The sequence below is a fragment of the Burkholderia cepacia complex sp. TUM26381 genome (assembly GCF_057439935.1).
Genome location: NZ_CM172006.1, coordinates 893,977 through 913,354 on the forward strand (window position 1 = coordinate 893,977; position 19,378 = coordinate 913,354).

General features: G+C 65.6%; 16 protein-coding genes. 14 read left to right on the plus strand and 2 right to left on the minus strand.

Annotation, left to right across the window (positions count from 1 at the left end; translation table 11 throughout):
* The first annotated feature begins 21 nt into the window (after positions 1 to 21).
* Complete coding sequence (locus tag ACWMMN_RS04200) at positions 22 to 1,308, plus strand: dihydroorotase (protein ID WP_059235789.1); 1,287 nt, start codon at positions 22 to 24, stop codon at positions 1,306 to 1,308.
* Between the two features lie 19 nt (positions 1,309 to 1,327).
* Positions 1,328 to 2,185: a lysophospholipid acyltransferase family protein gene (locus tag ACWMMN_RS04205; RefSeq protein ID WP_059235787.1), complete on the plus strand. Its 858-nt coding sequence runs from the start codon at positions 1,328 to 1,330 to the stop codon at positions 2,183 to 2,185.
* Positions 2,186 to 2,217: 32 nt separating this feature from the next.
* Here ACWMMN_RS04205 and ACWMMN_RS04210 read toward each other — a convergent pair whose 3' ends face one another.
* Positions 2,218 to 3,057: a symmetrical bis(5'-nucleosyl)-tetraphosphatase gene (locus ACWMMN_RS04210; protein WP_059235785.1), complete on the minus strand. Its 840-nt coding sequence runs from the start codon at positions 3,055 to 3,057 to the stop codon at positions 2,218 to 2,220.
* Between the two features lie 343 nt (positions 3,058 to 3,400).
* On the opposite strand from ACWMMN_RS04210, the gene rfbB reads away from it, so the two are divergent.
* The 10 genes from rfbB to ACWMMN_RS04260 all read left to right on the plus strand — a co-directional run bounded on the left by rfbB (position 3,401) and on the right by ACWMMN_RS04260 (position 14,853).
* A complete protein-coding gene (rfbB, locus tag ACWMMN_RS04215; protein ID WP_059235783.1) occupies positions 3,401 to 4,462 on the plus strand; it encodes a dTDP-glucose 4,6-dehydratase in 1,062 nt (353 codons plus the stop codon).
* A gap of 11 nt (positions 4,463 to 4,473) precedes the next feature.
* On the plus strand, positions 4,474 to 5,367 hold the full coding sequence (rfbA, locus tag ACWMMN_RS04220) for a glucose-1-phosphate thymidylyltransferase RfbA (RefSeq protein ID WP_174994372.1): 894 nt from the start codon (positions 4,474 to 4,476) through the stop codon (positions 5,365 to 5,367).
* On the plus strand, positions 5,352 to 5,900 hold the full coding sequence (rfbC, locus tag ACWMMN_RS04225) for a dTDP-4-dehydrorhamnose 3,5-epimerase (protein ID WP_059235779.1): 549 nt from the start codon (positions 5,352 to 5,354) through the stop codon (positions 5,898 to 5,900). The genes rfbA and rfbC overlap by 16 nt, the downstream gene beginning before the upstream one ends.
* The gene (gene rfbD / locus ACWMMN_RS04230) at positions 5,897 to 6,793 is read left to right on the plus strand and encodes a dTDP-4-dehydrorhamnose reductase (protein WP_059235777.1); all 897 of its coding nucleotides are present in this window, start codon (positions 5,897 to 5,899) and stop codon (positions 6,791 to 6,793) included. Before rfbC ends, rfbD begins: the two co-directional genes overlap by 4 nt.
* 76 nt (positions 6,794 to 6,869) lie before the next feature.
* Complete coding sequence (locus ACWMMN_RS04235) at positions 6,870 to 7,676, plus strand: ABC transporter permease (RefSeq protein WP_059235775.1); 807 nt, start codon at positions 6,870 to 6,872, stop codon at positions 7,674 to 7,676.
* Entirely contained in the window at positions 7,666 to 8,979 is a 1,314-nt protein-coding gene (locus tag ACWMMN_RS04240) for an ABC transporter ATP-binding protein (protein WP_059235773.1), read from the plus strand. The genes ACWMMN_RS04235 and ACWMMN_RS04240 overlap by 11 nt, the downstream gene beginning before the upstream one ends.
* A 77-nt stretch (positions 8,980 to 9,056) precedes the next feature.
* Positions 9,057 to 10,202, plus strand: a complete 1,146-nt coding sequence (locus ACWMMN_RS04245; RefSeq protein ID WP_059235771.1) for a DegT/DnrJ/EryC1/StrS family aminotransferase — start codon at positions 9,057 to 9,059, stop codon at positions 10,200 to 10,202.
* Complete coding sequence (locus ACWMMN_RS04250; protein WP_486423011.1) at positions 10,138 to 11,493, plus strand: glycosyltransferase; 1,356 nt, start codon at positions 10,138 to 10,140, stop codon at positions 11,491 to 11,493. The genes ACWMMN_RS04245 and ACWMMN_RS04250 overlap by 65 nt, the downstream gene beginning before the upstream one ends.
* A 35-nt stretch (positions 11,494 to 11,528) precedes the next feature.
* On the plus strand, positions 11,529 to 12,893 hold the full coding sequence (locus ACWMMN_RS04255; RefSeq protein ID WP_059235767.1) for a glycosyltransferase family 4 protein: 1,365 nt from the start codon (positions 11,529 to 11,531) through the stop codon (positions 12,891 to 12,893).
* Positions 12,894 to 12,948: 55 nt separating this feature from the next.
* A complete protein-coding gene (locus ACWMMN_RS04260) occupies positions 12,949 to 14,853 on the plus strand; it encodes a glycosyltransferase family 2 protein (protein WP_486423012.1) in 1,905 nt (634 codons plus the stop codon).
* A 70-nt stretch (positions 14,854 to 14,923) separates the two neighbouring features.
* Here the strand turns inward: ACWMMN_RS04260 and ACWMMN_RS04265 are convergent, their stop codons facing one another.
* On the minus strand, positions 14,924 to 17,497 hold the full coding sequence (locus ACWMMN_RS04265; protein WP_486423013.1) for a glycosyltransferase: 2,574 nt from the start codon (positions 17,495 to 17,497) through the stop codon (positions 14,924 to 14,926).
* Between the two features lie 123 nt (positions 17,498 to 17,620).
* Here ACWMMN_RS04265 and ACWMMN_RS04270 point away from each other — a divergent pair, with 123 nt between their 5' ends.
* Both ACWMMN_RS04270 and ACWMMN_RS04275 read left to right on the plus strand, forming a co-directional pair.
* Positions 17,621 to 18,412 carry a glycosyltransferase family 2 protein gene (locus tag ACWMMN_RS04270; RefSeq protein WP_422674300.1) on the plus strand — a complete coding sequence of 264 codons (792 nt, stop codon included), beginning with the start codon at positions 17,621 to 17,623 and terminating at the stop codon, positions 18,410 to 18,412.
* Positions 18,409 to 19,374, plus strand: a complete 966-nt coding sequence (locus ACWMMN_RS04275) for a UDP-glucose 4-epimerase family protein (RefSeq protein WP_059235759.1) — start codon at positions 18,409 to 18,411, stop codon at positions 19,372 to 19,374. The genes ACWMMN_RS04270 and ACWMMN_RS04275 overlap by 4 nt, the downstream gene beginning before the upstream one ends.
* Positions 19,375 to 19,378 lie beyond the last annotated feature (4 nt).

The window sequence follows — 19,378 nt, forward strand, 5'->3', positions numbered from 1 at the left end:
CAACGCATTCACTGACAGCGCATGAAGATTCATATCAAAGGCGGCACGCTGATCGATCCGGTCGCCGGCACCGAGCGGCAGGCCGACGTATTCGTCGCGGCCGGCAAGATCGTCTCGATCGCCGAGGACCGCAAGGCGCCGGCCGATTTCAACGCCGCGAAGACCATCGACGCAACGGGCCTGATCGTCGCGCCCGGCCTCGTCGACCTGTGCGCGCGGCTGCGCGAGCCCGGCTACGAACACAAGGCGACGCTCGCGTCCGAGATGGCCGCGGCCGTCGCGGGCGGCGTCACGACGCTCGTGTGTCCGCCGGATACCGACCCCGTGCTCGACGAGCCGGGCCTCGTCGAGATGCTCAAGTTCCGTGCGCGCAACCTGCACCAGGCGAACGTGCACCCGCTGGGCGCACTGACGGTCGGCCTCAAGGGTGAAGTGATCACCGAGATGGTCGCGCTGACCGAGTCCGGCTGCGTCGGCTTCACGCATGCGAACGTGCCGGTGCGCGACACGCAGGTGCTGCTGCGCGCGCTGCAGTACGCGAGTACCTACGGCTACACGACGTGGCTGCGTCCGCTCGACGCGTTCATCGGCCGCGGCGGTGTCGCCGCGAGCGGGGCGCTCGCGTCGCGGCTCGGTCTGTCCGGCGTGCCGGTCGCGGCCGAGACGATCGCGCTGCACACGATCTTCGAACTGATGCGCGTGACCGGCGCGCGGGTGCACCTCGCGCGTCTGTCGTCCGCGGCCGGCCTCGCGCTTGTGCGCGAGGCGAAGGCCGAAGGGCTGCCGGTGACCTGCGACGTCGGCGTGAACCATCTGCATCTGATCGACGTCGACATCGGCTACTTCGATTCGCAGTTCCGGCTCGATCCGCCGCTGCGCAGCGAGCGCGATCGCGAAGCGATCCGCGTGGCGCTCGCCGACGGCACGATCGATGCGATCTGCTCCGATCACACGCCGGTCGACGACGACGAGAAACTGCTGCCGTTCGGCGAAGCGACGCCCGGCGCGACGGGGCTCGAGCTGCTGCTGTCGCTGACGCTGAAGTGGGCGGACGAGACGCGTACGCCGCTCGCGCAGGCGCTGCGCCGCATCACGTCCGCGCCGGCCGATGTGCTGCAGTTGCCGGCAGGCCGCCTCGCCGAGGGCGGCGCGGCCGATCTGTGCGTGTTCGACCCGCGCGCACACTGGCGCGTCGAGCCGCGTGCGCTGAAGAGCCAGGGCCACAACTCGCCGTTCCTCGGTTACGAACTGCCGGCTACCGTGCGCGCGACGCTCGTGGCCGGGCAGGTCGCGTTCGAGCGCCACTGAACCACGCCGGACCTTCGCCATGACCGCCATTCGCAAGCTGCGTCTCGTCATTCACCTGTTGCGCGGCATGGCGACCGTCGCGCTGCGTTTTTCGCACGTCACGCCCGCGCGCCGCGCCGAGATGACGCGCCGCTGGTCGCTCAAGATGCTGCGGATCTGCGGGATGCGCCTCGTCGTCCACAACGACGGCGCGCGGCTCGACGCGAGCGCGCTCGTGGTCGGCAATCACGTGTCGTGGCTCGACATCTATGCGGTCAACGCGTGGCGGCCGACGCCGTTCGTGTCGAAGGCCGAGGTGCGGCAGTGGCCGGTGGTCGGCTGGCTCGCCGAGAAGCTCGACACCGTGTTCCTGCAGCGCGAGAAGCGCACCGAGGCGATGCGGATCATGCACGAGATGGCCGAGCGCCTGCGCAACGGCGGGCTGATGTGCGTGTTTCCGGAAGGGACGACGTCCGACGGCCAGGCGCTGCTGCCGTTCCACGCGAACCTGTTCCAGGCCGCGGTATCGGCCGGCTGCGCGGTGCAGCCGATCTGCCTGATGTACGAGGACGCGCAGCGGCGGCAGTCGGTCGCGCCGGCCTACACGGGCGAGCTGTCGCTCGGCAAGTCGCTCGACATGGTGCTGCGCGGCGGCCCGCTCGTCGCGCACCTGTACGTGTGCGAGCCGATCGCGCCGGGCGGCGACCGGCGGACCACGTCCGCGGCGGCGCGCGACGCGATCGCGGCGGCGCTCGCGACGCTGCAGGAGAGGGTCGGCAAGCCGTCGGCCGAGTCGCTCGCGGAGCTGCAGAAGCATGCGTATCCGGCAACCGAGCTTGGTGCCGGCGGGGCAGGCGAGGCGGCAGCCGACGAGCCCGTGCCGGGGCGCGAGGGCTGACGCGCCGCCGGTTCACGCGAACCGGCGTGCCGTCACTCGCCGCCCGGCGAGCGGCATGCTTCGCATTGCACCTGCGTGACCGTGCGCTGCGCCGGATCGGCCGTTAGCCGTACGGCCGACAACTGGTTTCCCCATACGCATCCCGAATCGAGCGCGACCAGGTTCTCGCGCAGCATCAGGCCGAGTGCGGCCCAGTGTCCGAACACGACCGTCACGTCCTCCGTGCGGCGCCCCGGCACGTCGAACCACGGCAGGTAGCCGGGCGGCGCGCTGTCGGGGCCGCCGTTCGCCTTGAATTCCATTGCGCCGTCGGGCGTGCAGAAGCGCACGCGTGTGAACGCGTTGAATGCGACGCGCATCCGGTCGCGCTTCTTGAGATCGGGGCTCCATTGATTGGGCTCGTTGCCGTACAGCTTCTGCAGCGTGTCGCGCCAGTCGGGCGCGCGCAGCGCGCGCTGCAGCTCGTCCGCGAGTTCGAGCGCGAGCGTGGTATCCCATTGCGGCAACACGCCCGCGTGCACGAGCAGCATCCCGTGCTCCGCATGCACGAACGGGCGGTGGCGGACCCAGTCGAGCAGCGCGTCGGCGTCCGGCGCGTCGAGGATTTCGCCGATGGTGTCGCCCGGGCGCTCGGTGCGCAGGCCGGCCGAAACCGCGAGCAGGTGGAGGTCGTGATTGCCGAGCACGACGGTTGCACGCGGGCCGAGGTCGACGAGCGCGCGCAGCGCGGCGAGCGAGCCCGGCCCGCGGTTGACGACGTCGCCGGCGAACCACAGGGGCGTACCGGCGGGCGCCGAAAGCTTTTCGTACAGCGCCTGGAAAGCGGAATGACAGCCCTGGAGGTCGCCGATGGCGATGGGGGTCGGAAGCATGAGGGTCGGATCGTGACGAATCGGGATGAACTGAGAAAAAAATCGCATAAACACACGCGCGACGCAACAGTCGTTCCCCGTCGGAGCACGTGCGGGGCATGCGATTTTTCGTGACGCAAAGGGCCGGGGCGCTGTATCAAGTTGTTAGCAGCATGGAGTTGGCGCCGACTGGATTCCTATAATTGTCATTTTCGCTCCGAAATTAACATCTCGTGGCTTTGCCGGTCATGGCGACCGGTTAAAATGCCGGGCCTGATCGGCCGAGACTTGGCCACTGTGACATGACAGGGAGTGCGATGCGCGTCTGCCAGGCGCGCCGCACATTATTACTAGAGGAAGTTTCATGATCCTGGTTACCGGCGGCGCGGGTTTTATCGGTGCCAATTTCGTACTCGACTGGGTGGCGGCTTCCGGTGAGGCCGTGCTCAATGTCGACAAGCTGACCTATGCGGGCAACCTGCGTACGCTGGCGCCGCTGGACGGGAATCCGGATCATGTGTTCGCCCGGGTCGACATCTGCGATCGCGCGGCACTCGATGCGCTGTTCGCCGCGCACAAGCCGCGCGCCGTGATCCACTTCGCCGCCGAAAGCCACGTCGACCGCTCGATCCACGGGCCGGCCGATTTCGTGCAGACCAACGTCGTCGGAACGTTCACGCTGCTCGAGGCGGCACGCATGCACTGGAACGGCCTGAACGAGACGGACAAGGCGGCCTTCCGCTTCCTGCACGTGTCGACCGACGAGGTGTTCGGGTCGCTGTCCGCGACCGATCCGCAATTCTCGGAGACGACCGCGTACGCGCCGAACAGCCCCTATTCGGCGACGAAGGCCGGCTCCGATCACCTGGTGCGTGCGTATCACCATACGTACGGCCTGCCGACGCTCACGACGAACTGCTCGAACAATTACGGCCCGTACCAGTTCCCGGAGAAGCTGATTCCGCTGATGATCGCGAATGCGCTCGCAGGCAAGCCGCTGCCGGTCTACGGCGATGGCCAGAACGTGCGCGACTGGCTGTACGTCGGCGACCACTGCAGTGCGATCCGCGAAGTGCTCGCGCGCGGCGTGCCGGGCGAGACGTACAACATCGGCGGCTGGAACGAGAAGAAGAACCTCGACGTCGTGCATACGCTGTGCGATCTGCTCGACGCGGCGCGGCCGAAGGCGGCGGGTTCGTATCGCGAGCAGATCACCTACGTGACGGACCGTCCGGGCCACGACCGCCGTTACGCGATCGATGCGCGCAAGCTCGAGCGCGAGCTCGGCTGGAAGCCTGCAGAGACGTTCGAGACGGGGCTCGCGAAGACCGTGCGCTGGTACCTCGACAACCAGGCATGGGTGGACGACGTCGCATCGGGCGATTACCGCAAGTGGGTCGAAACCAACTACGCGCAACGCACGTGAGGGTCTGATCGATGGCACGTAAAGGCATTATCCTCGCCGGCGGCTCGGGCACGCGGCTCTATCCGATTACCTACTCGGTGTCGAAGCAGCTGCTCCCGGTGTACGACAAGCCGATGATTTACTACCCGCTTTCGACGTTGATGCTCGCGGGCATTCGCGACGTGCTGATCATTTCGACGCCGGCGGATACGCCGCGCTTCCAGGCGTTGCTGGGCGACGGCTCGAAGTGGGGGATGAACCTGCAGTACGCGGTCCAGCCGTCGCCGGACGGGCTCGCGCAGGCGTTCATCATCGGGCGTGACTTCATCGGCAACGATCCGAGCGCGCTCGTGCTCGGCGACAACATCTTCCACGGCAACGATCTCGCCAAGCAGCTGCTAGCGGCCAACGCGCGCACCGAAAGCGCGACCGTGTTCGCCTATCACGTGCAGGATCCGGAGCGCTACGGCATCGTCGAATTCGACGACCAGATGCGCGCGCTGTCGATCGAGGAGAAGCCGCTCCAGCCGCGCTCGCGCTACGCCGTGACCGGCCTCTATTTCTACGACAACGACGTGTGCGACATTGCGGCCGACATCAAGCCGTCGGCGCGCGGCGAACTGGAAATTACCGACGTCAATTCCCGTTATCTCGCGGCCGGCAAGCTGCAGGTGGAGATCATGGGGCGCGGCTATGCGTGGCTCGATACGGGCACGCACGATTCGCTGATGGAGGCCGCGGCTTTCATCGCGACCTTGCAGAAACGTCAGGGCCTCGTGGTCGCGTGTCCGGAGGAAATTGCATACCGACTGGGCTGGATCGATGCCGAGCGCCTGCTGGAGCTTGCTGCGCCGCTCGCCAAGAACGGGTACGGGCAATATCTGAAGAACCTACTGACGGAAAAGATCCTATGGCAATCACGGTAACTTCCACGGCAATTCCAGACGTCAAGCTGATCGAACCCAGGGTCTTCGGCGACGCTCGCGGGTACTTCTTCGAGAGCTTCAATCAGCGGGAATTCCGTGAGCAGGTTGCGGATGTCGAGTTCGTTCAGGACAACGAGTCGCGCTCGGGCAAATCGGTGCTGCGCGGCATGCACTATCAGATCAGCCATGCGCAGGGCAAGCTGGTCCGCGTCGTCGAAGGCGACGTGTTCGACGTCGCCGTCGATCTGCGCCGTTCGTCGCCGACCTTCGGCAAATGGGTCGGCAGCGTGCTGTCGGCGGAAAACCACCTGCAGATGTGGGTGCCCGCCGGATTTGCGCACGGCTTCCTGGTGATGTCCGAGACGGCGACGTTCCAGTACAAGACGACCGATTTTTGGTATCCCGAATTCGAGCGCGTGCTGCTGTGGAACGATGCGCAGGTCGGCATCGACTGGCCGCTCGACGGCGATCCGGTGGTCGCGCCGAAGGATCTCGCCGGCACCGTGCTGGCGGATCTGGAGACCTACGCATGAAGATTCTCGTGACGGGGGCGAACGGGCAGGTCGGGTGGGAGCTCGTCCGCGCGCTGCAGCCGCTGGGTGAGGTGGTCGCCGCGACGCGTCACGCCGTCGATCTCGGCGACGCGGCTGCCGTCGGCGCGTATGTCGACGCGCTCGCGCCCGATCTCGTGGTCAACGCGGCCGCCTATACGGCGGTGGATCGCGCCGAGGACGAGCCCGACGCTGCGTTCGCGATCAATCGCGACGCGGTGGCCGCGCTCGCGCAGGCCGCCCGCAAGCGCGGCGCATTGCTGATCCATTTCTCGACCGACTATGTGTTCGACGGAAGCAAGCGGACGCCGTATGCCGAAAGCGACGCCGTGTGCCCGCTGAACGTCTACGGCGCGAGCAAGCTGGCCGGGGAACAGGCGATCGCCGCAGCCGGCGGCGACTGGCTCGTGTTCCGCACGTCGTGGGTGTATGCGTCGCGCGGGCAGAATTTCCTGCGCACGATGCTCCGGCTCGGCGCGAGTCGCGAGACGCTGTCCGTCGTCAGCGACCAGTTCGGCGCGCCGACGAGCGCGCGCATGATTGCCGACCTGACCGCGCACGCGGCGGCGAAAGCGCTTGCCGAGCGGCGGGCGGGATCGTTCGCGAGCGGCCTGTATCACATGACGGCGCAGGGCGAGACGACGTGGCACGCGTTTGCCGAAGCCATTTTCGCCGGCGCCAGACGCCTGTCCCCGCAGGTCGACCTGTCGATCCGCGAGGTGACGCCGATCCCCGCGGCCGACTATCCGGCGAAGACCGCGCGTCCGGCCTTTTCGGTGCTCGACAACACGCGGTTCGACGAGCGTTTCGGATTGCATCGGCCGCAGTGGTCGGACGGGCTTGCGCTTGTCCTCGCGGAACTGTTCGATGCCTGATGCCGCCCGGCCCGGGCGGCGCACATCCCAATTCATGCCGCGTCGTGCGTGCGGCATGACCTAGCTAGAGATTGTCATGCGGGAACTCATTCAACCATCACTCCCCATCTGGCGGCATCGCCGCCTGATCCTCCAAATGGCGCGCCGCGAAGTGGTCGGCCGCTATCGCGGCTCGGTGCTCGGCCTGCTGTGGTCGTTCTTCAACCCGCTGCTGCTGCTGACCGTCTACACGTTCGTGTTCAGCGTGATCTTCAAGGCGCGCTGGAACACCGGATCCGATTCGAAGACCGAATTCGCCGTCGTGCTGTTCGTCGGGATGATCATGTTCCAGGTGTTCTCGGAAGCCGTGAACCGTGCGCCGTCGCTCATCATCAGTAACGCGAACTACGTGAAGAAGGTCGTGTTCCCGCTCGAGGTGCTGCCGGTCGTCGCGTTGCTCGTCGCGTTGTTCCATGCCGGGATCAGCTTCTGCGTGCTGGTGCTCGCGATGCTCGTGCTGGGTTTCCCCGTGCACGCGACGATCGTGTATTTCCCGCTGATCGTGTTGCCGTTCATCCTGTTTACCCTCGGCGTCTGCTGGTTCCTGGCGTCGCTGGGCGTGTTCATCCAGGACATCGGCCAGTCGATCGGGCTCGTAACGACGGTGCTGATGTTCCTGACGCCGGTGTTCTACCCGGTGAGCTCGTTGCCGGCCCATTACCAGCGTATCGTCGGGATGAATCCGCTCGCGTTCGTCATCGAGCAAAGCCGCAACGTCGTCATCTTTGGGACCGTGCCGAGCTGGACCGGTGTGTTGTTGATGATGGTCGTCAGTGTCGTCGTCGCGGCGCTGGGCTACCAATGGTTTAATCGCACGAGGAAAGGATTCGCAGATGTCCTCTGATCTCGCAGTCAGCGTGAAGGACCTGAGCAAGGTCTTTCATATTTACGATAGCCCGCGCGCGCGCCTGTTGCAGATGCTGTTCGGCGCCCGCAAGCAGTACTACCGGGAATTCTGGGCGCTGCGCGACATCTCGTTCGACATCGCACGTGGCGAGACGATCGGGATCGTCGGTCACAACGGCTCCGGAAAATCCACGCTGCTGCAGGTGATCTCGGGGACGCTCTCGCCGAGCGCCGGCCACGTCGAAACGAACGGCAAGGTCGCCGCGCTGCTCGAACTCGGGTCGGGCTTCAACCCCGAATTCACCGGCCGCGAGAACGTGATGCTGTACGGCCAGATTCTCGGGATGAGCGAAGAGGAGCTGGAAGAGAAGTATCCGGCGATCGTCGAATTCTCCGAGATCGGCGATTTCGTCAACCAGCCGTTGAAGACCTATTCGTCGGGCATGTACGTGCGCCTGGCATTCTCGGTCGCGATCCACGTCAATCCGGACATCCTGATCGTCGATGAAGCACTGTCGGTCGGCGACGCGTTGTTCCAGGCAAAGTGCATGGCCGTGATGAAGAAGCTGATGGATCGCGGCACGACGCTGCTGTTCGTCAGCCACGATCCGGGCTCGGTGAAGGCGCTGTGCAACCGCGCGATCCTGCTCGATCACGGCAACATGCTGGCCGTCGGCTCGACGGACCATGTGATCGAATCGTATTACTCGTCCTACGTCCGCAAGAAGCAGCACGTGATCGAGGACGCCGATGCGCCGGCGGCGCAGATCGCCGAACTCGACGCCGGCCTCAACGACGGTGCGGACGAGTTCCAGAAGCAGGCGGCGTTCCAGCGGATCCGCAACGGCCGCGCGAGCTTCGTCAACGTGCAGTTGCTGAACGAACAGGGCCGCGCGACGCGCCAGGTCACGTACGGCGACACCGTGACGCTGCGCATGGTCGTGAGCATCGAGGAAGATCTGCCGCTGCTCGCGTTCGGCTATCACCTGCGCGACAAGAACGGCTTCGATATCGCGTACTCGGACACCGGTCTCGAGCATGCGCATTTGTACGACCTGCACGCGGGCGAAGTTCACGTGGTCGACTGGACGTTCAAGGTGTCGCTGCGCGGCGGCGATTACAGCATCAGCGCGGCGACGTCGGTGCCGACGGACCTGAGCATCGGCCAGGTCGACACGTGCGATCATGTGCCGATCGCCGTGCAGTTCAACGTCTCGCGCGGCACCTACCTGCCGCTGTATGGCGCCGTGCATTTCGACAACAAGGTCCAGACGCGGCTGTTGTCGAAGACGGTGGCCTGACGCAGCGTTGGCCGGCAGTGGATCCGGCGCCGGGGCCGGCGTGCGGATCCGCACGAGGAATCAATCAGGAGCGCCCTATGAGACAAAAGCCGGATGGTTTCGCCAATCCGATCTATGTGACGAGACCGATGTTGCCGCCGCTCGGCGAGTTCACGTCGCAGCTGGAAGACATCTGGGACAGCGCGTGGCTGACGAACGGCGGGGCGAAGCACGTCGCGCTGGAAGCCGCGCTCGCGAAGCGGCTCGGCGCCCGGCATTTCTCGCTGTTCAACAACGGGACGAGCGCGCTGCTCGTCGCCTGCCAGGCGCTGCGGCTCGCCGGTGAAGTCATCACGACGCCGTTCACGTTTCCCGCGACGCCGCATGTGCTGCACTGGAACAACGTGACGCCGGTGTTCTGCGACATCGACGAGGACACGCTGACCATCGATCCGGCCGTGGCCGAAGCGCTGATCACGCCGCGCACGACGGGCGTGCTCGGCGTGCACGTCTACGGGATGCCGTGCGACGTGAAGGCGTTCGAGCGCATTCGCGAGCAGTACGGCGTCAAGGTGCTCTACGACGGCGCGCACGCGTTCGGCACGGAAATCGACGGCAAGCCGGTGGCCGAGTTCGGCGACGCGACGATGTACAGCTTCCATGCGACGAAGCTGTTTCATTCGGCCGAGGGCGGCGGGCTGGCGATGGCGGACGAAGCGATGAAGCGGCGTGTCGATCTGCTGAAGAATTTCGGCATCTTGAACGAAACCGAAGTCATCATGCCGGGCACCAACGGCAAGATGAACGAAGTGCAGGCGGCACTGGGCCTCGTCAATCTCGCCCATTACGATGCGGAGCATGCCGCGCGGCAACGCGTGGCGCAGGTTTACCTGAGCCGCCTGGACGAGATTCCCGGCATCACGTGCTTCCGGCTGCCGCCGAACGTCGGCCACAGCATGCAGTATTTCATCGTGCGCGTGAACCCGCAGGCATGCGGCGTGTCGCGCGACCAGTTGTACGACACGCTGAAGCAGTTCAACGTGTTTTCGCGGCGCTATTTCTACCCGCTTTGCAGCGAGCACAATTGCTACCGCGCGCTGCCGAGCGCTGATCCGGGCCGCCTGCCGGTTGCGACGCGCGTGTCCCGCGAAGTGCTGGCGTTGCCGTTATACGGCGAGCTTGGGGAAGACGGGGCGAATCGCATCGTCGACATCATTCAATACATCTGCAATGGCAAACAATAATTATTCGACCGGGGAATCGCGGCCGCGTGTCAGCGTTCTCACGACGTCTTACAACTACGGCAGATTCATCGGGGAGACGATTCGGTCGGTGCTGTCCCAGACGTACGCGTCATGGGAACTGATCATTGTCGACGACTGTTCGACCGACGATTCCTGGGAGGTCATCCAGCAGTTCGACGACCCGCGGATTCGCGCGGTGCGCCAGGAGCGGAACCAGGGCGCGTGCGCGGCGTACAACACGGCGCTGCGTCTCGCGTCCGGCGAATTCATCGCGAGCCTGGATTCCGACGACGTGTTCGTGCCCGAAAAGCTGGCGGCGCAGGTGGCGTTCCTGGATGCACATCCGGACGTCGACATCTGCGGCAGCTTCATGGCGGAGATCGATGCATCGAGCCAGCCGGTCGATGCCGACAAGTGCTTTTATGCGCCGTGGTTCAATCAGGATCTCGACCTGAATGCACCCGACAGCTGGGTGTGGGAGAACCACCTGTGCCATTCGACCGTGCTGGTCAGGAAGTCCACGCACGACCGTATCGGCTTGTTCCGGGAGGATCTGACTTACTCGCCGGACTGGGATTTCTGGCTGCGTTCGCTCGCCGGCGGCGCGCGGTTCCATGTGATGAAGGACGCGCTCCTGCTGTATCGTGCGCACGGCGGCAACATCACGCATCGCAATCGCGATGCGCTGATGTGGGAGTATGCGGACATCTCCGGCGGTGTCGTGCATCCGTACCTCGAGCGGATCGGGCGCTTCGACCTGCTCCGCAAGAGCATGGAGTCGTTCGTCGGCCGCTTCTTCGAAATCGACGGCGACTGGCGGCGGTTTCTCGAGCTGATCGAGATGCTGCGCGTGTACGACCGTCACGAGGACACGTTCAGGATTCCGCCGCATCTGTTCTTCAATGCCGAACTGACCGCGTTCGTGACGAGACTCGCATCCGGCTGGTCGCCGCAGACGTTTGCCGCGGTTCGCGAGCGGCTGTCGAGGCCGGAGGGCGAGTACGCGGGTTCGGCGCCCGCGGTGGACGCGCAGGCGTCCGGCGACGCCGCGACGTTTCAACTGCTGATTCGCGTCGAACGCGACCGCGCGCTTGCCGAACTGGATCAGGCGCGTACCGAGCGCGAGCGCATCGCCGCGGAACTCGAACACGCGAGGGCCGAGTTGCGCGCCGCGGCCGAGCGGGAAGGGCGGCTTGCCGCCAGCCTGGCCGACGCGCAGACGGAACTCGATCGTGTCAGGGGCACCATCTGGGGCAAGGCGGATAATCTGTACCGGCGCCTGAGCCGATAGCCCGTGCACCAGCGAATGATTCAAGATATCTAACCATGCCGCGATACCAGCATCTTCTGTACTTTGCCCAACGCGTCTACCATCGCCTGCCGGTGAGCCAGGAGGCGAAGTGGCGCGTTCGCAAGGCCATTTCGCCGGTTATCACGTCGTTGCGTCAGGGCAAGTCGATTCGTCAGGCGTTGCGCTCGGCGGTCCGGCGCGAAAAGTTGCTCGACCATGCGCGCGAGTCGCGCCTGCAGCACCTGCTGCTCGATCTCGCGCAGCGGGGCGTGCGTAACGTCAGCCATGTCATTGCAGTGCCGTTCCTCGGAACGGGCGGCGCGGAGAACGTCGCGCTCAATTTCTCGAAAGCGTTGCGCGAGATCCATCCCGATCGGCAGATCCTGATCGTCGTCGCCGATCGCGACCTGGTCGACGAGCGCGTCGCGCGGATCGAAGGCGTGCATGTGGTCGTCCTGCGCGATTTCACGGGCGACGATTCGTACGCGCTGAAGCAGGCGCTCCTGTACGACATGCTGCTGGCGATCCGGCCCGCCGTGTTCCACAACATCAACAGCGAAGTCGCGTGGAACGCGGTCATCTCGCAGGGGGGCCGGCTCAAGGAAGTCACGCGCCTGTTCGCCAGCATTTTTGCGTTCCAGTTCGCGGAGGACGGCAAGAGCAAGATTGGCTACGCGGCCTATTTCCTGCAGCCGGGGCTGCCGGCGCTGACCGCGCTGCTGTCCGACAACCAGCGCTTCGTGACCGATGCGCGCGCCGAATACAACCTCGGGCAGCAGGGCGACAAGCTGCATGCGGTGTACAACCCCAGCCGGATGGCGACCGACGGATGGAAGGCCCGGGCGCTCGCGCGTATCGCGAGCCGCGGGCAGGATCTGGCGGGGCAGCGCCCGGCATTTCTGTGGGCCGGGCGGCTCGACAAGGAGAAGCGTGTCGACCTGCTGCTGGCGCTCGTGCAGGCATGCCCGCACATCGACTTCTACGTCTATGGCCAGGCGGTCGTGAACGTCAGCGAGCAGCTGCCCGATCTCGCGAATCTGCATCTGATGGGGCCGTTCACGTCCCCGGAAGAACTCGTGCGCGAACGTGCGTACACGGGCTTCATCTTCACGTCGAAGTGGGAAGGCATGCCGAACATCCTGCTCGAGATCGGGACGCTGGGTGTGCCGGTCATCGCGCCGACGGTGGGCGGTGTGGGCGAGCTGATATCGGATTCGACCGGATATCCGCTGTCCGAGAAGCCGGAGGTTGCGGATTATCGCGCGGCGATGGAGTCCGTCATTTCGAATTCGCAGGAAGCCGAAGCGCGCGCCCGCGCGCTCGTCGAGCTGATCGACGGGCGCCATACGTGGCAGCGGTTCGTCGAGCATGTCAAGGAGTTGGAAGGTTATGGGAGCTGACCGGAAAGAGTCGGGCGTTGACGACTCGCGTGATCCGTCGTTGCCGCTCGTATCGGTGGTAATCCCCTGTTTCAATCAGGCGCAGTATCTGAACGAGTCGATTTCGTCGGTCCTCGACGCGTATCGCGGGCCGCTGGAAATCATCGTCGTCGACGACGGCAGCACGGCACCCCGGACCGATATCCATCTGCGTGCGGCGCAAGCGCTGTCGCCCGCGGTGCGGGTGATTGCGCAGCAGAATGCGGGGCTTTCGGGCGCGCGCAACACGGGGATCGCGGCCGCGGCCGGCGAATTCGTGCAGTTGCTGGATGCGGACGACCTCATCGTTCCGCCGAAGCTCGACCTGCAGGTGGCGCATTTCCAGGTGGCGAATGCGCTCGACGTATCGGTGTCCAACTTCCTGTTGTGCGACGACACCCGCTCGGTCTTTTCGAAGAACGACGAAGCGATCGCGCACTCGGCGCTCGGCCTGTCCGATTTTCTGTACAAATGGGAGCGCGGCTTCGCGATTCCGATTCACTGCGCGCTGTTTCGCCGGACCGTGCTGATGGACGCGCCGTTCGACACGTCCGCGCGCGCGAAGGAAGACTGGCTGTTCTGGTGCGGCCTGAGTGCGCGCGGCGCACGCATGGCCTACCTCAACGCGCACAATGCGATTTACCGGCAGCATGCGCAAAGCATGCGCCGATCGTACGTGAAGATGGGCAAGAGCTGGCTGCATGCAGCCGCCAAGATCGACGCGATGGTGTCCGCGCGCGAACCGGCGTTCTTCGAATCGGCGGTCGACTGGTTCGAGAATTTCTATCGGAAGCATCCGGCGTACGTCGAGGAAATCGCGCAGTTGCGCGGCCACGCGCATGCAACCGGATCGGGGGCCGCCGCGTCGCCGGCCGCTCCCGCCGATCTGCACGCGCAGAAGCTTGCCCGACTGCAGGCCGCCATCGCGAAGATGCCGACGTCGGCGGCACCGCTGATCAGCGTCGTGATCCCGGCATACAACCACTTCGACTACATCGACGGCTGCCTGCTGTCCGTGATCGAACAGCAGGGCGTCGCATTCGAGATCATCTGCGTCGACGACTGTTCTCCCGATGCGCGCACGACCGCGCTGCTGCGTGCGCTGCAGGGCACTCACCCGAACGTGCGGATCGTCCTCAACAGCGAAAACAAGGGTATTTCGCGCACGCAGAACGAAGCGGTCGAACAGGCGGCCGGGGAATACGTCGCGTTCGTCGATTGCGACGACGCGCTGGCGCCCGGCGCGCTGTCCCGTGTCGCCCAGGTATTGACGCAGGGGCAGCCATGCGACTACCTGTTCACCGACCGGTTCGACATCGACGAAAGCGGTGACGAGATCCGGCGCGCGGACTACGGCGGCTATCCGGCCATTGCGTTCAGGAACGATGCGAGCATCAAGGACGACCTGCTCGACGGCATGGTCGCATCGCATCTGAAGGTGATCCGGCGCCGTGCGTATCTGCAGTCCGGCGGGTCGGTCGATGCCTATTCCGGCATCCAGGACTGGGAGCTGGCGCTGAAGATCGCGGAGTTCGGCAGCTTCCATTACCTCCACGAGCCGCTCTATCGGCACCGGATCCATACACGCTCCGTCACGTCATCGGATAGCGTCGGTCAGTTCAGGCGAACCAATATCGTCCGGCGGCAGTTTGCCGGCAGGTGGCTTTGCGACGGACGCGACCGAACCGGGCCGGTCACGCATTTTTCGAGCGACGCGAAGTCGATGCCGTCGATCGCGCAACTGAAGGAAGCGTGGCGGCAGGGGCAGCGATGCGAGATGGTCGTCACGGCGGATGCGCCGCCGCCGGTGCTCAATCTCCTGCGGGAGTTCAATTCGTACTTCGATCGCATCGTGTGGACGAGCGCCGAAACCTATGCGGGCCTGCTCGGGTATGTGGAGCCCGGCGTGATGGTGGCGCACGGGCAGGCGCCGCACGACTGACCGGAGCAGGGCGCGCGCGTTGCACGCGCGCCCGGTCTGACGGTTTGCCCGGCGCGGTGCCGGGCCGTGGTTACTTCCCCGTGAACGGCCGCATGATTGCCCGCAGCAGCGGGCCCAGCACCGGAATCCGGTGCAGGCGCAGATACGCGCGATAGACGATGAAAATGCGCGCGCGCTGAAACGCGACCCACTGGTTCGCGTATTGCCGCAGTTCGACCGACTCGCTGCGGAGGACGTCGGCTTCGCGAGCGTGGACGAGCAGCTTTGCGCGTGCGTCCGCGAGCTCGCGCCTCAGGCGACGCAGTTCTTCCTGGTTTTCCGCGGATGACGCGGCTTGGCCGACAGGCGCCTGGGCAGGCGGGTGGGACTCTTGATGGGAGGCATTCATACCGAATATCCGCTGAATGTTCGCGACGTACTGTGCGTCGCCGTGCTTGTCGTGAACGTAGTCGGACGCGCGCTTCGACAGCGCGCCGAGCAGACCGGGTTGGGCGTACAGGCGCTCGATGGCTTCGCGATACGCGTCGACGGCTTCGTCGAGGTCGTTCGATGCCTCGATGAGGAGGCCGGTCTCGCCGTCGAGCACGGCTTCGCCGATACCGCCGATGTTCGGCGCGATGACCGGGAGCCCCGAGCCCATCGCTTCGAGAATGACGTTCGGCAATCCGTCGAACCACGACGTATAGACGAGCGCGTCGTACTCGTGCAGCGGAAGATCCGCGAACGCCGAAAACGGCCCCTTGTAGCTTGCGCCGGCCAGGTCGACTTCGAACCCCGGCGTAATGCCGCCGTACAGGTCGAGCGTGATGCCGGTGCCGCTCTGCGCGAAGTACTTCGACAGCGCGACGGCCAGTTGCGGCCGCTTCTGGCCATCCAGCCGCGATGCCCACAGCAGGCGGCGGCGCGGCGTCGCGTGGAGCGTCGGTTCCTTGACGCCGTGCAGCAGCGCGGGAAGGTTGTTCCAGCGGGACGCGCTGGCGCCGAAGATGAATTCGTCGTCGACGACCGTTTGGCCGTTGTCGGTGACGATTCGCGTGATGTGCTGGATGTTGTTCGTCAGGAACTCGACCGCGCCGCCGGAGATGATCGATACGTCGTTTTCGTAGACGCGCGTGTCGCAGAACCGGTAGTACGTGACGTCACGCCCGCTGAACTGCGCGAAATGACGGCTCAGCATGCGGTGGGAAAACACGCATGCGCGAACGTGCAGCCGGGCATCGGGTGCCGCGGCGCGAATCAGGCGCGCGGTGATGCGATCGCGCTGGCGGTCGTCGAGCTTCTGGCCGAGCACCGCGATGTCGACGAAGATCGCCGCGTCGGGCAGCCGCGACAGCCACGCGTGCTTCTCCATCGGCTCGCCGGACAGCACGAGGATGCGCTTCGACGCGCCGCATGCCAGCAGGCCGTTCATCACGTCGAGGATGTAGCGCTCCGCGCCGCCGGCGGGCAGGAACGGGATCAGGAACACGTCCGTGATCGGGCCGGCGTCGCGAATGGCCTCGCACATCTCGTAGTAGACCGCGGACGGCTCGGGCGTCGACCACATCGCGCTCGTCTGGCTGCCGTGCCGCAGCGACAGCGTGTCGACGGCCGGGTCGATCCGGTTGGCCGCCTCGGTCATGTCGGACAGCAGCCGGCTGCCGAGGAACTTCTGCTTGACGTCGTACCACGGCGGCAGCATGCGTTCGCCGGCGCGATACGCGCGATAGTCGTCCGCGAACACGCGCAGGTAAACGGCCGGGTCGAACAGGTCGGTATCCGGTGTTTCGAGCTCGACGCTCTGGTTGCGCGCGGCCGCCATGATGCTCTGCTGGCGCTGGCGATAGTAAAGCACGGAGTCGGGGATGTAGTGCGCCTTCATCCCGAGCGCGATCGCGCTCGCATTGAAGTGCCAGTCCTCGAATGCGTGGCCGCGTTGCGTGTCGCAGTGAACGTACTTGAGGCGCTCGAACGTCGAGCGATGGAAGAACACGCGCGACACGTACGGATGGATGTCCGCCAGCAGGAACGGCATCAGGTCCGCTTCGCCGTATTCGGTAATGAAGTACATCGAACCGAATGCGATCAGGTACTGCGGGAACAGCAGCGCATCGTTGCCGTAGCGCTTGGCCGCAGCCAGTGCTTCGACGAAGAAGTTGAACGAGACGAGATCGTCGGCATCGGCCGTGGCGAAATACTCGCCTTGCGCGATCTCGCAACCGGAGTTTCTGCTCAGACCCAGCGAGCGGTTCGACACCTCGATCGTCTGGACTCCGTCGAAACTGGAGAGGTCAGCCGATGCGATGACGGAGCGGGTCGCTTCGTTCGGGTTATCGAGGACGACGACAATTTCCAGGGTGATACCGCGGGCTCTTGCGAAGTCTGACGCTTCAGCCAGGGACCGGAGCGTCCGGTTGATGATGCCGCCCTCATTGTGAGCGTTGAGAATCACCGAAATATCAAACATAGGGTGCAGCTGGCGGGATGCGTATCGAGGTGACGCATTATATACAGAAGCATTTGGCGTTTCGGCGCCGCGCGGCGCCGGCCGGAGCGGGGCAACGAGCCCCTGTCTTGCGGCCCTTTTTCCCGCCGGGATGCCCGTGGCGCCCGCCGCCACGGCATAATTGCTACAAATGGCAATCCCGGTTGCGTGTGCAGGCATGGCTGCGCACACTCGCGGATTCCCCTCGCGCCAAATGTTAACGATAGTCAGCACGTGACATCTCATCCGCAAGCATCCTTTCGCTCTCCGCATTCCGTCGACGAAGTCCTGTCGATTTCCATTGTGACGTACCACCCGGACGAGGCGCTTCTCGCGCGCACGTTCTCCAGTCTCCGCGCGGCATGTGCGCGCCTTCAGGCCGTGCGCGGCGGCAGCGCGATCAGCGTGTGCGTGGTCGATAACGGCGGCTTGCCGGACCTCGCGGCGGAGCGCGCCGCGTTCGAGCAGGCCGGTATCGGGTACGGCGTGCTGTCGGGTCACGGCAACGTCGGCTACGGACGCGGGCACAACCTCGCGATCGAAGCGGCGCGCAGCCGTTATCACCTGATCCTGAACCCCGATATCGACCTCGATCAGGATGCGCTCGCGCAGGCACTCGAGTTTCTCGATACGCATCCCGAAGCTGGCCTGCTGACGCCGCGCATCGGCGACGATTCGGGCCGGATCCAGTATCTGTGCCGCCGCTATCCGGCGCTGGTGGATCTCCTGGTCAGGGGCTTCCTGCCGTCGGCCCTGCGCCCGCCGTTCGAGCGTCGGCTGGCCCGCTACGAGATGCGCGACCGCATCAACGAAACGGATGTCGTGTGGGATCCGCCGATCGTCAGCGGCTGTTTCATGCTGTTCCGTACCGACGTGCTCGCGCGCCTGCAGGGCTTCGATCCGCGCTATTTCCTGTACTTCGAGGATTACGACCTCAGCTTGCGGACCGGCCAGTGCGCGCGCACCGTCTACGTGCCGCTGGCGCGCGTGATCCACCACGGCGGCGGCGCGTCCCGCAAGGGTTCCGCGCACATCCGCATGTTCGCGGCGTCGGCGTTCAAGTTCTACAACCGCTTCGGCTGGAGGCTCTGGTGACCCGCCTCGTCGTGACGGGCGCGAACGGCTTCGTCGGCCGCGCGGTCTGCCGGCTGGCGCTCGCGGCGGGCCATACGGTCACGGCGCTGGTGCGCCGTCCCGGCGGGTGCGTCGACGGGGTTCGCGAATGGGTGCACGATGCACCGGATTTCGCCGGGCTGGTCGACGCGTGGCCGGCCGATCTCGAAGCCGACTGCGTGATTCACCTGGCTGCGCGCGTTCACGTGATGCGCGACGAGTCGCCCGATCCGGATGCCGCATTCGAGGCGACCAACGTTGCGGGGACGCTGCGCGTGGCCGAGGCGGCGCGCGCGCACGGCGCCCGCCGCTTCGTGTTCGCCAGCAGCATCAAGGCGGTCGGCGAGGGCGATCGCGGCGTGCCGCTCGCGGAAGACGCCGTGCCTGCGCCGCTGGATCCCTATGGGCGTTCGAAATGGCGCGCGGAACAGGCGCTCGCGCAATTCGGGTTGCGCGCGGGTATCGACGTGGTCGTCGTCCGTCCGCCGCTCGTCTACGGTCCCGGCGTGCGCGCGAACTTCCTGCGGATGATGGATGCCGTGTCGCGAGGGCTGCCGCTCCCGCTGGGTGCAATAGCGGCGCGTCGCAGCCTCGTCTACGTCGACAATCTCGCGGACGCGCTGCTGCGCTGCGCGATCGACCCGCGGGCCGCGGGCGAATGCTTTCATGTCGCCGACGACGATGCGCCGTCGGTCGCCGGATTGCTGCGGATGGTCGGTGCTGCGCTCGGCCGGCCGGCGCGGCTGTTCCCGGTACCCGTCGCGCTGCTGCGCGCACTCGGCAGGCTGACCGGCCGCAGCGCCGCCGTCGAGCGCCTGACCGGCAGCCTGCAGCTCGATGCCGGCCGCATGAAGCGCGTGCTGGACTGGCAACCGCCCCATACGACGCGGCAGGGCCTCGAAGCGACCGCCGCGTGGTATCGTTCGCGCGACAGACAGAAATAGACAA